The 13,952-nt window shown below is 57.4% G+C and carries 11 protein-coding genes; 9 read left to right on the top strand and 2 right to left on the bottom strand.

Annotated elements, in window-relative coordinates:
- The first annotated feature begins 24 nt into the window (after nt 1-24).
- Nucleotides 25-1,770 (top strand): gamma-glutamyltransferase, encoded by a 1,746-nt coding sequence (gene ggt / locus L350_RS02295; protein ID WP_186004939.1) that lies wholly within the window; start codon nt 25-27, stop codon nt 1,768-1,770.
- 100 nt (nt 1,771-1,870) lie between these two features.
- Here ggt and yhhY read toward each other — a convergent pair whose 3' ends face one another.
- Nucleotides 1,871-2,359, bottom strand: coding sequence for an N-acetyltransferase (gene yhhY, locus L350_RS02300; protein WP_023298796.1), 489 nt, complete (start codon nt 2,357-2,359; stop codon nt 1,871-1,873).
- Between the two features lie 257 nt (nt 2,360-2,616).
- Here yhhY and L350_RS02305 point away from each other — a divergent pair, with 257 nt between their 5' ends.
- The 5 genes from L350_RS02305 (at nt 2,617) to gntU (ending at nt 7,558) form a co-directional block, all read left to right on the top strand.
- Complete coding sequence (locus tag L350_RS02305; protein WP_032626827.1) at nt 2,617-3,654, top strand: oxidoreductase; 1,038 nt, start codon at nt 2,617-2,619, stop codon at nt 3,652-3,654.
- A 123-nt stretch (nt 3,655-3,777) separates the two neighbouring features.
- Nucleotides 3,778-4,473 (top strand): pirin family protein, encoded by a 696-nt coding sequence (locus tag L350_RS02310; RefSeq protein ID WP_003861565.1) that lies wholly within the window; start codon nt 3,778-3,780, stop codon nt 4,471-4,473.
- A gap of 91 nt (nt 4,474-4,564) precedes the next feature.
- Nucleotides 4,565-5,560, top strand: a complete 996-nt coding sequence (gene gntR, locus L350_RS02315; protein WP_003861567.1) for a gluconate operon transcriptional repressor GntR — start codon at nt 4,565-4,567, stop codon at nt 5,558-5,560.
- A gap of 126 nt (nt 5,561-5,686) precedes the next feature.
- A complete protein-coding gene (gntK, locus tag L350_RS02320; protein WP_032626825.1) occupies nt 5,687-6,214 on the top strand; it encodes a gluconokinase in 528 nt (175 codons plus the stop codon).
- A gap of 3 nt (nt 6,215-6,217) precedes the next feature.
- The gene (gntU, locus tag L350_RS02325) at nt 6,218-7,558 is read left to right on the top strand and encodes a gluconate transporter (protein ID WP_032626823.1); all 1,341 of its coding nucleotides are present in this window, start codon (nt 6,218-6,220) and stop codon (nt 7,556-7,558) included.
- Between the two features lie 105 nt (nt 7,559-7,663).
- On the opposite strand, the gene yhgN is transcribed toward gntU, so the two are convergent.
- Nucleotides 7,664-8,257 (bottom strand): NAAT family transporter YhgN, encoded by a 594-nt coding sequence (gene yhgN, locus L350_RS02330; RefSeq protein WP_003861574.1) that lies wholly within the window; start codon nt 8,255-8,257, stop codon nt 7,664-7,666.
- Between the two features lie 178 nt (nt 8,258-8,435).
- Between yhgN and asd the strand changes: the two genes are divergently transcribed.
- The 3 genes from asd (at nt 8,436) to glgX (ending at nt 13,935) form a co-directional block, all read left to right on the top strand.
- Nucleotides 8,436-9,539 carry an aspartate-semialdehyde dehydrogenase gene (gene asd, locus L350_RS02335; RefSeq protein WP_022649649.1) on the top strand — a complete coding sequence of 368 codons (1,104 nt, stop codon included), beginning with the start codon at nt 8,436-8,438 and terminating at the stop codon, nt 9,537-9,539.
- A 239-nt stretch (nt 9,540-9,778) separates the two neighbouring features.
- Entirely contained in the window at nt 9,779-11,965 is a 2,187-nt protein-coding gene (glgB, locus tag L350_RS02340; protein ID WP_023298793.1) for a 1,4-alpha-glucan branching enzyme, read from the top strand.
- On the top strand, nt 11,962-13,935 hold the full coding sequence (gene glgX, locus L350_RS02345; protein WP_032626821.1) for a glycogen debranching protein GlgX: 1,974 nt from the start codon (nt 11,962-11,964) through the stop codon (nt 13,933-13,935). Before glgB ends, glgX begins: the two co-directional genes overlap by 4 nt.
- Nucleotides 13,936-13,952 lie beyond the last annotated feature (17 nt).

Below are 13,952 nucleotides of genomic sequence, written 5' to 3'. Positions count from 1 at the left end.
GGCCCCTTCACCTGGAGAACAATAATGATGAAACCAACCTTTTTGCGCTGGGTCGCCATCGCTGCGCTGATGGCAGGCGGCACATTTACCGTAGTGGCCAACCCGCCCGCCGCTCCTCCGGTCTCTTACGGCGTGGAGGAGGATGTTTTTCATCCCGTGCGGGCGACGCATGGCATGGTGGCCTCGGTTGACGCGCTGGCAACTCAGGTGGGCGTCGATATTCTTAAACAGGGCGGTAACGCGGTGGATGCGGCGGTCGCGGTCGGGTACGCGCTGGCGGTGACGCATCCACAGGCGGGGAACCTGGGCGGCGGCGGGTTTATGATGCTGCGCACGAAAGACGGTAAAACTACGGCCATCGACTTCCGTGAGATGGCGCCGAATCAGGCCTCCCGCGATATGTTCCTCGACGATCAGGGCAATCCGGACAGTAAAAAATCCCTGACCTCGCACCTTGCCTCCGGCACGCCGGGCACTGTTGCGGGGTTCTCGCTGGCGCTGGAAAAATACGGCACGCTGCCGCTGAATAAAGTGGTGCAGCCTGCCATCAGGCTGGCGCGCGACGGCTTCGTCGTCAACGACGCGCTGGCGGACGACCTCAAAACCTACGGCAGCGAAGTTATTCCCAATCATGAAAACAGCAAGGCTATCTTCTGGAAAGACGGCGAGCCGCTGAAGAAGGGCGATAAGCTGGTGCAGAAGAACCTCGCAAAAAGTCTCGAACTGATTGCCGAAAACGGTCCGGACGCCTTCTATAAGGGGCCGATTGCCGATCAGATTGCCGATGAGATGCAGAAGAACGGCGGGCTGATCACCAAAGCGGATCTGGCGGGATATAAGGCGGTGGAGCGCGAGCCGATTAGCGGCACCTATCGCGGCTACGAGGTCTTCTCTATGCCGCCGCCGTCCTCCGGGGGCATTCACATTGTGCAGATCCTCAATATTCTGGAAAACTTCGATATGCACAAGTTCGGCTTCGGTAGTGCCGATGCCATGCAGGTGATGGCGGAGGCGGAAAAGCGCGCCTACGCGGACCGCTCGGAATACCTTGGCGATCCGGATTTCGTGAAGGTGCCGTGGCAAGCGCTGACCAACAAAGCCTATGCCAAATCGATTGCCGATGAGATCGACATCAACAAGGCTAAACCGTCCAGCGAGATCCGCCCGGGCAAGCTGGCGCCGTATGAAAGTAACCAGACCACCCACTTCTCGGTCGTGGACAAAGACGGAAACGCGGTGGCGGTGACATACACGCTCAACACCACCTTCGGCACCGGGATTGTGGCGGGCAACAGCGGTATTTTGCTGAACAACGAGATGGATGACTTCTCGGCCAAGCCGGGCGTGCCGAACGTCTACGGGCTGGTCGGCGGCGATGCAAATGCGGTCGGGCCGAAGAAGCGCCCGCTGTCGTCCATGTCGCCCACCATCGTGGTGAAAGACGGCAAAACCTGGCTGGTGACCGGCAGCCCGGGCGGGAGCCGGATTATCACCACCGTGTTGCAAATGATAGTGAACAGCATCGACTTTGGGATGAACGTCGCCGAAGCGACCAATGCGCCGCGTTTCCATCACCAGTGGCTGCCGGACGAGTTGCGCGTGGAGAAGGGCTTTAGCCCGGATACCCTCAAGCTGCTTGAGCAGCGCGGGCAGAAGGTGGCGGTGAAGGAGGCGATGGGCAGCACCCAGAGCATTATGGTCGGGCCGGACGGTGCCCTGTTTGGCGCGTCGGACCCACGGTCGGTGGATGATTTAACGGCGGGGTATTGAGGGCTCCCCTCACCCTAACCCTCTCCCCATAGGGGAGAGGGGATTGCACGGTGCGGTCTTTTCTCCCTCGCCCCTTCGGGGAGAGGGTCGGGGTGAGGGGTTACTTCATACGCGCCATATAATACGCGTCCACGTACTCGCCGTTGCGCAGGGCGTAGCGCCTGCCGGTGCCTTCAATCTCAAACCCGTGCTTTTTGTACACCGCGATTGCCGGTGCGTTATCGACAAACACCGTTAACTCGATGCGGTCGACGCGCAGCCAGTTGTCGCACATATCAATCATGGTGCGTATCAGCGCGCTGGCGACGCCCCGGTTTTGCCACTGCGCACCCACACAAATTCCAAAATCGGCAACGTGGCTGCGGCGCGGACGCTGGGCTACGGCAATGCACAGATGCCCGGCGACGGTATCATCAATACAGGCGACCAACTGCTTGATACCGGGCTGATCGGTTAGCCGGTCATGCCACATCTGCTCTGAGGGATGAGGAACCTGTAGCGTGTTGTGGTACACCTCCGGCTGGGCGTGGATCTGACGAATGGCGTCGTAATCTTTCGGTTCAGCGTGGCGTATCACTATCTCACTCATTCCTTGTTCCTCAGTCAGTTAAAAGTCCCTTCCAACATCAGTGACTTTAAAAGTTGAGTCAATCGCTATTTTTTGCAAAAAGTGTTGGACAAGTGCGAATGAGAATGATTATTATTGCTCTGCATTCAGGAAGACCTCCTACGGGAACCTGAAAGCACGACATTGCTCACATTGCTTCCAGTATTACTTTAGCCAGCTTCTCGCTGGCTTTTTTTTTGTTATGGTTAGACTCAGTAACCTTCCAAAAGGACTGAGCCATGACACTACATTGTGCATTTATTGGATTTGGCAAAAGCACCACGCGTTACCACCTTCCGTATGTTCTTAACCGAAAAGAGACCTGGCACGTGGCCCATATCTATCGCCGCCGCGCGAAGCCGGAAGAGCAGTCTCCGCAGTATTCCCATATTCATTTCACCAGCGATCTTGATGAAGTGTTAAATGATCCGCAGGTGAAGCTGGTGGTGGTCTGTACCCACGCCGACAGCCACTTTGACTACGCAAAACGCGCGCTGGAAGCAGGTAAAAACGTGCTGGTGGAAAAACCGTTCACCCCGACCATCGCCGAAGCGAAGGAACTCTTTGCGCTGGCGAAAAGCAAAGGGCTGACCGTCACGCCCTACCAGAACCGTCGCTTTGACAGCTGCTTCCTGACGGCGAAAAAGGCGATCGAAAGCGGCAAGCTTGGCGATATTGTGGAAATCGAAAGTCACTTCGATTACTACCGCCCGGTGGCGGAAACCAAACCCGGCCTGCCGCAGGACGGGTCGTTCTACGGTCTGGGCGTACACACCATGGACCAGATCATCTCCCTGTTTGGCCGCCCGGACCACGTGGCGTACGACATCCGCAGCCTGCGCAATAAGGCCAATCCGGACGATACCTTCGAAGCACAGCTGTTCTACGGCGACCTGAAAGCCATCGTCAAAACCAGTCATCTGGCGAAAATCGACTACCCGAAATTTATCGTTCACGGCAAGAAAGGCTCCTTTATCAAGTACGGCATCGACCAGCAGGAGACCAGCCTGAAGGCCAACATCATGCCGGGCGAACCGGGCTTTGCGGCAGATGATTCCGTGGGCGTGCTGGAGTACGTGAACGACGAGGGCCTGACGGTCAGGGAAGAGCTGAAGCCGGAAACGGGCGATTATGGACGCGTCTACGATGCGCTGTATGAAACCCTCTCCAGCGGCACGCCGAATTACGTCAAGGAATCTGACGTTCTGACGAACCTGGAAATCCTTGAACGGGCCTTCGAACAGGCTTCCCCTGCCACGGTAACCCTCGCCAGATAAGCAAAAATGGCTCCTTTGCGCTTGTTCTAAATTTTTGAACAGAGGAGTCAATTTTCACCCTCTATGATCCCTGAGCGTTTGCGTCCACACTTACTCCATCGAAACGAACTGAGGGTGAAAACAATGATCTACTTACGCAAAGCAAACGAACGTGGTCACGCGAATCATGGCTGGCTGGACTCATGGCATTCATTCTCGTTTGCCGACTACTACGACCCGAACTTCATGGGCTTCTCCGCGCTGCGCGTCATTAACGACGACGTGATTGATGCAGGCCAGGGCTTCGGTACCCACCCGCACAAGGACATGGAAATCCTGACCTATGTGCTGGAAGGGGCGGTTGAGCACCAGGACAGCATGGGCAATAAAGAGCAGGTTCCGGCGGGCGAGTTCCAGATTATGAGCGCGGGGACCGGGGTGCGTCACTCTGAGTACAACCCGAGCAAAACGGAAAAACTGCACCTGTATCAAATCTGGATCATTCCAGAAGAGACCGGCATCACGCCACGCTACGAACAGCGCCGCTTCGATGCGAAACAGGGTAAACAGCTGGTGCTCTCCCCGGATGCGCGTGAAGGTTCCCTGAAAGTGCATCAGGATATGGAGCTGTACCGCTGGGCGCTGGCGAAAGATGAACAGTCTGTGCACCAGATCGCCGCCAACCGCCGCGTGTGGATCCAGGTGGTGAAAGGCGAGGTGTCCATCAACGGCACCAAAGCCACCACCGCCGATGGCCTGGCAGTCTGGGATGAGCAGGCGCTCTCCGTGCATGCCGACAGCGAAAGTGAAATTCTGCTGTTTGATCTGCCGCCGGTCTAAATAATTTCTCAACCTTCCCTTTAAACGGGGAAGGTTGAGCTTTGTCCGTGATAAACTGAGCAAATCTCTCACTTCAAGATTTCTCAGGACGATGAAAAAGAAACGCCCCGTACTTCAGGATGTCGCCGATCGCGTCGGTGTGACCAAAATGACGGTCAGCCGTTTTTTACGTAACCCGGAGCAGGTTTCCGTGGCGTTGCGTGGCAAGATTGCCGCCGCCCTTGATGAACTGGGTTATATCCCCAACCGCGCGCCCGATATTCTCTCCAATGCGACCAGCCGTGCGGTGGGCGTCCTGCTTCCTTCCTTAACCAACCAGGTTTTCGCTGAAGTGCTGCGTGGCATCGAAAGCGTGACCGATGCCTTTGGTTATCAGACCATGCTCGCCCACTATGGGTACAAGCCGGAACTGGAAGAGGAACGTCTTGAATCGATGCTTTCCTGGAACATTGACGGTCTGATTTTAACGGAACGTACTCACACCCCGCGCACGCTGAAAATGATTGAAGTGGCAGGCATTCCGGTGGTGGAGCTGATGGACAGCCAGTCGCCGTGCCTCGACATCGCCGTGGGGTTCGATAACTTTGAAGCGGCGCGTCAGATGACGGCGGCGATCATCGCCCGCGGTCATCGCCATGTGGCCTATCTGGGTGCGCGTCTGGATGAACGTACTATCATCAAACAGAAGGGATACGAGCAGGCGATGCTCGACGCCGGTTTAACCCCGTACAGCGTGATGGTGGAGCAATCTTCCTCTTATACGTCGGGTATTGAGCTGATGCGTCAGGCGCGACGCGAGTATCCGCAACTGGACGGTATTTTCTGTACCAACGATGACCTTGCGGTCGGCGCCGCGTTTGAGTGTCAGCGTCTGGGTTTAAAAATCCCGGATGATATGGCGATTGCCGGCTTCCACGGCCACGACATTGGCCAGGTGATGGAGCCGCGTCTGGCAAGCGTCCTGACCCCGCGTGAACGCATGGGCCGCATTGGTGCAGAACGCCTGCTGGCGCGCATTCGTGGTGAGGCAGTTACCCCTAAAATGTTAGATTTAGGTTTCACCTTGTCACCGGGTGGATCTATTTAATCCGACAAATTTGAAGTAGCTCACACTTATTCACTTCACGCACGTTTGGATATTGCTTCTCTTATGCCCCGGCAGGACAATGTTACCGATAACTGTTACCCGTAACAATTGACTGAGGGACACCCTTTGAGCACGACTAATCACGATCACCACGTTTACGTCCTGATGGGCGTGTCCGGTAGCGGTAAATCTGCCGTGGCGAGCGAAGTGGCGCATCAACTCCAGGCTGCGTTTCTTGATGGTGACTTCCTCCATCCGCGCAGCAACATCATGAAAATGGCTTCCGGCGAGCCGCTGAATGACGACGACCGCAAACCCTGGTTGCAGGCGCTGAATGATGCCGCGTTCGCGATGCAGCGCACCAATAAAGTCTCCCTGATAGTCTGTTCCGCGCTGAAAAAAACCTATCGCGACCTGCTGCGCGATGGCAACCCGAACCTCTCTTTCATCTACCTGAAAGGCGATTTCGAGGTGATTGAAAGTCGCCTGAAGGCGCGTAAAGGCCACTTCTTCAAAACCCAGATGCTGGTAACGCAGTTCGAAGCGTTGCAGGAGCCGGGGGCTGACGAACAGGATGTCTTAGTGGTTGATATCGATCAGCCGCTGGAAGGTGTTGTTGCCAGCACCATCGAGGTTATTAATAAAAGGCAGTAAGTTTTGAGTACATTAACGCTAGTTTTGACAGCAGTGGGTTCCGTATTGCTGCTGCTGTTTTTAGTGATGAAGGCACGTATGCACGCCTTCGTTGCTTTGATGGTGGTTTCTATTGGTGCTGGTCTCTTTTCCGGCATGCCGCTCGACAAAATCGCGGCGACGATGGAAAAAGGGATGGGCGGCACGCTCGGCTTCCTGGCCATTGTGGTGGCACTGGGCGCGATGTTTGGCAAGATTTTGCACGAGACGGGCGCGGTCGATCAGATTGCGGTCAAGATGCTGAAATCCTTCGGGCACAGCCGTGCGCACTACGCGATTGGTCTGGCAGGGCTGATTTGTGCATTGCCGCTGTTCTTTGAAGTGGCGGTGGTGCTGCTGATTAGCGTGGCGTTCTCCATGGCGCGCCATACTGGTACTAACCTCGTGAAGCTGGTCATTCCGCTGTTTGCGGGCGTGGCGGCGGCGGCGGCGTTTCTGTTGCCGGGGCCTGCGCCGATGCTGCTAGCCTCCCAGATGCATGCTGACTTTGGCTGGATGATCCTGATTGGCCTGTGTGCGGCGATCCCGGGGATGATTATCGCCGGTCCGCTGTGGGGCAACTTCGTCAGCCGTTACGTTGAGCTGCACATTCCGGACGACATCACCGAGCCGCACCTGGGCGAGGGTAAAATGCCGTCCTTCGGCTTCAGTCTGTCGCTGATCCTGCTGCCGCTGGTGCTGGTGGGCCTGAAAACCATCGCTGCATGCTTTGTGCCGGTGGGGTCAACCGCTTACGAATGGTTCGAATTTATTGGTCATCCGTTCACTGCGATTCTGGTGGCGTGTCTGGTCGCGATTTACGGCCTGGCGATGCGTCAGGGCATGCCAAAAGATCGCGTGATGGAGATATGCGGTGCCGCGCTACAACCGGCGGGTATTATTCTGCTGGTGATCGGGGCGGGCGGCGTGTTCAAGCAGGTGCTGGTGGATTCCGGTGTGGGTCCGGCGCTGGGCGAAGCGCTGACCGGAATGGGCCTGCCGATTGCGGTCACCTGCTTCGTGCTGGCCGCGGCGGTGCGTATCATTCAGGGCTCCGCGACCGTGGCGTGCTTAACCGCGGTGGGGCTGGTGATGCCGGTGATTGAACAGCTGAACTACTCCGGCGCGCAGATGGCGGCGCTCTCTATCTGTATCGCGGGCGGTTCGATTGTGGTTTCTCACGTGAACGACGCAGGCTTCTGGCTGTTCGGTAAATTTACCGGCGCAACCGAAGCGCAAACCCTGAAAACCTGGACGCTGATGGAAACCATCCTCGGCACGACGGGTGCGGTTGTCGGGATGATTGCGTTTACGCTGCTGAGCTAACGAGACCGTATTTTGTCGGGTGGCGGCTTCGCCTTACCCGACCTACAAAAAAATCAGGTCCCGTAGGCCGGGTAAGCGTAAGCGCCACCCGGCTTTTTTACATCTTCACCCTTTCATCCATGCCCGGATCCCATCCAGGAACATCTGCGTCGCCATCATCACCAGAATCAGCCCCATCAGGCGCTCGAGGGCGTTCACCCCTTTCTCGCCCAGCAGGCGCAGGAACAGCGACGACTGCAGCAGAATAATAAATGTCCCGCCCCAGGCGATCAGCAGGGCAATGACCAGGTGGCTCATCTGATTCGGGTACTGATGCGACAGCAGCATCAGCGTGGCCAGAATCGTTGGCCCGGCGACCAGCGGAATCGCCAGCGGCACGATAAACGGTTCTTCACCCGCAGGCAGGCCGCTGCTGCTGCCTTCCGCGCTCGGGAAAATCATCTTTATGGCAATCAGGAACAAAATGATCCCGCCGGAAATGGAGACCGTTTCGGCGCGTAAGTTCAGGAAAGCGAGGATTTTTTCACCGGCGAACAGGAAGATAAACATCACCAGCAGGGCGATGAGCAGCTCGCGGATCATGATCGCCCGACGGCGCTTCGGCTCGGTGTGCTTCAGCACCGACATGAAGATCGGCAGATTACCGAGCGGATCCATAATCAGGATCAATAAAACCGCTGCGGAAATGATTTCACTCATCTTAAATTATCCCTGATACTTATTGTGGTCATTGCGATGATTAGCACTTTTTCTGATTGCCGGGCAATCATCGATTAATTTCGCTTGCGACTTTGGCAGCATTTTGTAATGTGAAGCATATCCCAGTTCAATACTGGCTTGCACAATCAGCACACACCCCTTGCAGGAAAAAAATGCTATGAAAAACGTTGGTTTTATCGGCTGGCGCGGTATGGTCGGCTCTGTACTCATGCAACGCATGGTTGAAGAGCGCGATTTCGACGCCATCCGCCCGGTCTTCTTCTCCACTTCCCAGCTCGGCCAGGCTGCACCGTCCTTTGGTGGTACCACAGGCACGTTGCAGGATGCTTACGATCTGGAAGCGCTGAAGGCACTCGACATTATTGTGACCTGCCAGGGCGGCGATTATACCAACGAAATTTATCCGAAGCTGCGTGAAAGCGGCTGGCAGGGCTACTGGATTGACGCGGCCTCTTCGCTGCGTATGAAAGACGATGCCATCATCATTCTCGACCCGGTTAACCAGGATGTCATTACCGACGGCCTGAACAACGGCGTGAAAACGTTTGTTGGCGGTAACTGCACCGTCAGCCTGATGCTGATGTCCCTCGGCGGCCTGTTCGCACAGGATCTGGTGGAGTGGGTCTCCGTAGCGACCTACCAGGCGGCGTCCGGCGGCGGCGCGCGTCATATGCGCGAGCTGCTGACCCAGATGGGCCAGCTGCACCAGAGCGTCGCGACCGAGCTGGCAAACCCGGCGTCCGCGATCCTCGATATCGAGCGTAAAGTCACTCAGCTCACCCGCAGTGGCGAATTGCCGGTGGATAACTTTGGCGTACCGCTGGCCGGCGGTCTGATCCCGTGGATCGACAAACAGCTGGATAACGGCCAGACCCGCGAAGAGTGGAAGGGCCAGGCTGAGACCAACAAAATCCTCGCCACCGCGAACACCATTCCGGTTGACGGTCTGTGCGTGCGTATCGGCGCGCTGCGCTGCCACAGCCAGGCTTTCACCATTAAACTGAAAAAAGATGTGTCTATTCCGACCGTGGAAGAGCTGCTGGCCGCGCACAACCCGTGGGCGAAAGTGGTGCCAAACGATCGCGATATCACCATGCGCGAACTGACCCCGGCAGCCGTTACCGGCACGCTGACCACTCCGGTTGGCCGCCTGCGCAAGCTGAACATGGGACCGGAGTACCTCTCCGCGTTCACCGTTGGCGACCAGCTTCTTTGGGGTGCCGCCGAGCCGCTGCGCCGCATGCTGCGCCAGCTGGCGTAATAATTTGTTAAACACCGGGGGTGAATGTCACCCCCTTTTTTTGCGTACTACATGGAGTAAAACGCAGATGTCTTATTTTTTATCAGGAGGGCCCACGACGTTGGCTATGCTTTAAGGAAGATTTATTTCTCACCTGAGGGTAGGGCGGAGCAGAGAGGATTAACTGCACCGTTTAGGTCACATTAAAAGTCGTCCCGGAGCGCGTAAAAAGGGCGACATAAAAAAACAGGATGAATACCATGTCCGATCGTATTTCGAGAGACGTGATTAATGCGCTTATTGCGGGTCACTTTGCCGACCCCTTTTCTGTGCTAGGGATGCACCGTACAGAGGCCGGACTGGAAGTTCGGGCGCTGTTACCGGATGCAACAGAAGTGTGGGTTATCGAACCCAAAACCGGCCGCAAGGTGGGTAATCTGGAATGCCTCGACTCGCGTGGCTTCTTCTCGGGCGTCATGCCCCGCCGTAAAAATCCTTTTCGTTATCAGCTTGCCGTTATCTGGCACGGTCAGCAAAACCTGATTGATGATCCCTATAGCTTCGGCCCGCTCTTAAAAGAGATGGACGCCTGGCTGCTGTCCGAAGGGACCCATTTACGCCCCTACGAAACGCTGGGTGCCCATGCGGATACCATGGACGGTATCACCGGCACTCGCTTTGCCGTATGGGCGCCAAACGCCCAGCGCGTCTCCGTCGTCGGGCAGTTCAACTACTGGGACGGTCGTCGTCACCCCATGCGCCTGCGCCGGGAAACCGGTATCTGGGAGCTGTTTATCCCCGGCGCGCACAACGGTCAGCTCTACAAATTCGAGATGATCGATGCCAACGGCAAGCTGCGTATTAAATCCGACCCGTACGCCTTTGAGGCCGAACTGCGCCCGAATACCGCCTCGCTGATTTGCGGCCTGCCGGAGAAGGTTGTCCAGAGCGAGGAGCGCAAGCAGGCCAACCGCTTTGATGCGCCGATCTCCGTCTATGAAGTGCATCTCGGCTCCTGGCGTCGCCACACCGATAACAACTTCTGGCTGAGCTATCGCGAGCTGGCGGACCAGCTGGTGCCGTACGCCAAATGGATGGGCTTTACCCATCTGGAGCTGCTGCCAATCAACGAACACCCGTTCGACGGTAGCTGGGGCTATCAGCCGACCGGGCTATATGCGCCTACGCGCCGCTTCGGCACGCGCGATGACTTCCGCTATTTCATTGATGCCGCGCACGCCGCCGGACTGAACGTGATCCTCGACTGGGTGCCGGGCCACTTCCCGTCGGATGATTTTGCGCTGGCAGAGTTTGACGGTACGAAGCTGTACGAGCACAGCGATCCGCGCGAAGGCTATCACCAGGACTGGAACACGCTGATCTACAACTACGGTCGCCGTGAAGTGTCAAACTACCTGGTCGGGAACGCGCTGTACTGGATCGAACGTTTCGGCATTGATGCCCTGCGCGTCGATGCGGTGGCGTCGATGATCTACCGCGACTACAGCCGCAAAGAGGGTGAGTGGATCCCAAACGAGTATGGCGGGCGTGAAAACCTCGAAGCGATTGAGTTTCTGCGCAACACCAACCGCATTATCGGCGAGCAGGTGGAAGGCGCCGTGACCATGGCGGAAGAGTCAACCGACTTCCCGGGCGTTTCCCGTCCACCGGCAATGGGCGGCCTGGGCTTCTGGTACAAGTGGAACCTCGGCTGGATGCACGACACGCTCGACTACATGAAGCTTGACCCGGTTTATCGTCAGTATCACCACGATAAGCTCACCTTCGGGCTGCTCTACAACTACACCGAAAACTTCATGCTGCCGCTGTCGCACGATGAAGTGGTACACGGCAAGAAATCCGTTCTCGACCGCATGCCGGGGGACGCGTGGCAGAAGTTTGCCAACCTGCGCGCCTATTACGGCTGGATGTTCGCCTTCCCGGGCAAAAAGCTGCTGTTTATGGGCAACGAATTTGCGCAAGGGCGCGAATGGAACCACGACACCAGCCTTGACTGGCATCTGCTGGAAGGCGCGGACAACTGGCACCACGGCGTGCAGCGTCTGGTTCGCGACCTGAACCTGACCTATCGCCACCATAAAGCGCTGCACGAGCTGGACTTCGATCCGTACGGCTTTGAGTGGCTTGTGGTGGACGACCACGAGCGCTCGGTGTTTGTCTTTGTACGACGTGATAAAGCCGGTAACGAGATCATCGTCGCCAGCAACTTCACGCCGATACCGCGCGAACACTACCGCTTCGGCATAAACCAGCCGGGCAAATGGCGCGAAATCCTTAACACCGACTCCATGCACTACCACGGCAGCAACGCCGGTAACGGCGGGCTGGTACAGAGCGACGCCATCGAAAGCCACGGTCGTCCGAACTCCCTTGGCCTGACGCTGCCGCCGCTGAGCACAATCTGGCTGGTGCGGGAGGGAGAATGACGCAGCTCTCGGCAGGTAAACCCGAACCGCTCGGGGCGAGTTTTGACGGAAAGGGGGTGAACTTCACGCTCTTTTCTGCCCATGCTGAGCGGGTGGAACTCTGTGTGTTTGACGGGGAAGGTAACGAACACCGTTACGATTTACCGGCGCGCACGGGGGATACCTGGCATGGCTACCTGCCCGGAGGACGGCCGGGGATGCACTACGGTTTTCGCGTACACGGCCCCTGGGAGCCCTCTCAGGGGCACTGGTTTAACCCGGCGAAGCTGCTGATTGACCCATGTGCGCACCGCGTGGACGGCGAGTTTAAAGACGACCCGCTGTTCCACGTTGGCTACGGCGAACCAGACCACCGCGACAGCGCACCCGTCGCGCCCAAAAGCGTGGTGGTACACGATCTCTACGATTGGGAAGACGATGCCCCGCCGCGCACGCCGTGGGGCAACACCGTTATTTATGAAGCCCACGTCAAAGGGCTGACGTATCTGCATCCGTCAATCCCCAAAGAGATGCGCGGTACCTACAAAGCGCTTGGGCATCCGACGATGGTCGCGTACCTGAAGCACTTAGGGATCACCGCCCTGGAGCTGTTGCCCGTGGCGCATTTTGCCAGCGAGCCGCGGCTGCAGCGTCTTGGGTTAAGCAACTACTGGGGCTACAACCCGCTGGCGATGTTTGCCCTCGACCCGCGCTACGCGGTGCATCCGGAGAAGGCGCGGGATGAGTTTCGCGATGCGGTGAAGGCGCTTCACGCGGCGGGTATCGAGGTCATTCTGGACGTGGTGTTGAACCACAGTGCAGAAAGCGATCTTGATGGCCCGACGCTCTCACAGCGCGGAATCGATAACCGTAGCTATTATTGGATCAGGGACGACGGCGATAACGAGAACTGGACCGGGTGCGGTAACACCCTCAACCTCAGTCATCCGGCCGTTACGCATTACGCGTACGCGTGCCTGAAATACTGGGTTGAGACGTTCCACGTGGACGGTTTTCGTTTCGACCTGGCGCCGGTAATGGGGCGCACCCCGGCGTTCAGCCAGCAGGCGCCGCTGTTTGAGGCCATCAAAAACTGTCCGGTGCTTTCAAAGGTGAAGCTGATTGCGGAGCCCTGGGACATCGGCGAGGGCGGCTATCAGGTGGGGAACTTCCCGCCGCTGTTTGCCGAGTGGAACGACCACTTCCGCGATGCCGTCCGCCGCTTCTGGCTGACGCGCGATCTGTCGCTGGGGGAGTTTGCCGGTCGCTTTGCCGGCTCCAGCGATCTCTTTAAGCGTGACGGCAAACGTCCGTCGGCCACCATTAATCTGGTGACGGCGCACGACGGTTTTACGCTGCGCGACTGCGTTTGTTTCAATCAGAAACACAATGAGGCAAACGGCGAAGAGAATCGCGATGGGACTAACAACAACCATAGCTTTAACCATGGTATAGAAGGGTTAGGCGGAAGTCTGGATGTGATCGAGCGGCGACGCGCCAGCGTTCATGCGCTGCTGACGACGCTTTTGTTGTCGCAGGGCACGCCGATGCTGCTGGCGGGCGATGAGCACGGTCACAGCCAGCACGGCAACAACAACGCCTATTGCCAGGACAACACCCTGACCTGGCTCAACTGGGAAGAAGCGAACAGCGGGTTGACCCATTTCACCGCGGCGCTGATCCATCTTCGCCAGCACATCCCCGCGCTCACCGCCGACTGCTGGTGGGAAGAGGGCGACGGCAACGTTCGCTGGCTGAATAAAGACGCGCAACCGTTAAGCGCGCAAGAGTGGCAACACGGCATACCCTGTCTGCAAATCCTGCTTTCGGATGCGTGGCTGGTGACGCTGAACGCGACGGATGACGTCGCAGAGATTGTTTTACCTGACGGGGAATGGCGAGCCATTCCTCCCTTTGCCGGAGCGGATAATCCGGTTGTTATGGCTGTCTGGCACGGGCCTGCGCACGGAGTGTGCGTATTCCAAAGATGATAAAAAAGGAGTTAGTC

The sequence above is a fragment of the Enterobacter sp. MGH 4 genome, assembly GCF_000534735.1.
Lineage (GTDB): Bacteria > Pseudomonadota > Gammaproteobacteria > Enterobacterales > Enterobacteriaceae > Enterobacter > Enterobacter intestinihominis.
Note: the sequence above shows the minus strand (reverse complement) of the source record. Positions and strands in the feature narration are given on the sequence as shown.

Coding starts and splice junctions, on each gene's coding strand:
- asd (WP_022649649.1), top strand. CDS start 8,436: ATGAAAAACGTTGGTTTTATCGGCTGGCGCGGTATGGTCGGCTCTGTA.
- L350_RS02305 (WP_032626827.1), top strand. CDS start 2,617: ATGACACTACATTGTGCATTTATTGGATTTGGCAAAAGCACCACGCGT.
- yhgN (WP_003861574.1), bottom strand. CDS start 8,257: ATGAGTGAAATCATTTCCGCAGCGGTTTTATTGATCCTGATTATGGAT.
- L350_RS02310 (WP_003861565.1), top strand. CDS start 3,778: ATGATCTACTTACGCAAAGCAAACGAACGTGGTCACGCGAATCATGGC.
- glgX (WP_032626821.1), top strand. CDS start 11,962: ATGACGCAGCTCTCGGCAGGTAAACCCGAACCGCTCGGGGCGAGTTTT.
- glgB (WP_023298793.1), top strand. CDS start 9,779: ATGTCCGATCGTATTTCGAGAGACGTGATTAATGCGCTTATTGCGGGT.
- ggt (WP_186004939.1), top strand. CDS start 25: ATGATGAAACCAACCTTTTTGCGCTGGGTCGCCATCGCTGCGCTGATG.
- gntR (WP_003861567.1), top strand. CDS start 4,565: ATGAAAAAGAAACGCCCCGTACTTCAGGATGTCGCCGATCGCGTCGGT.
- yhhY (WP_023298796.1), bottom strand. CDS start 2,359: ATGAGTGAGATAGTGATACGCCACGCTGAACCGAAAGATTACGACGCC.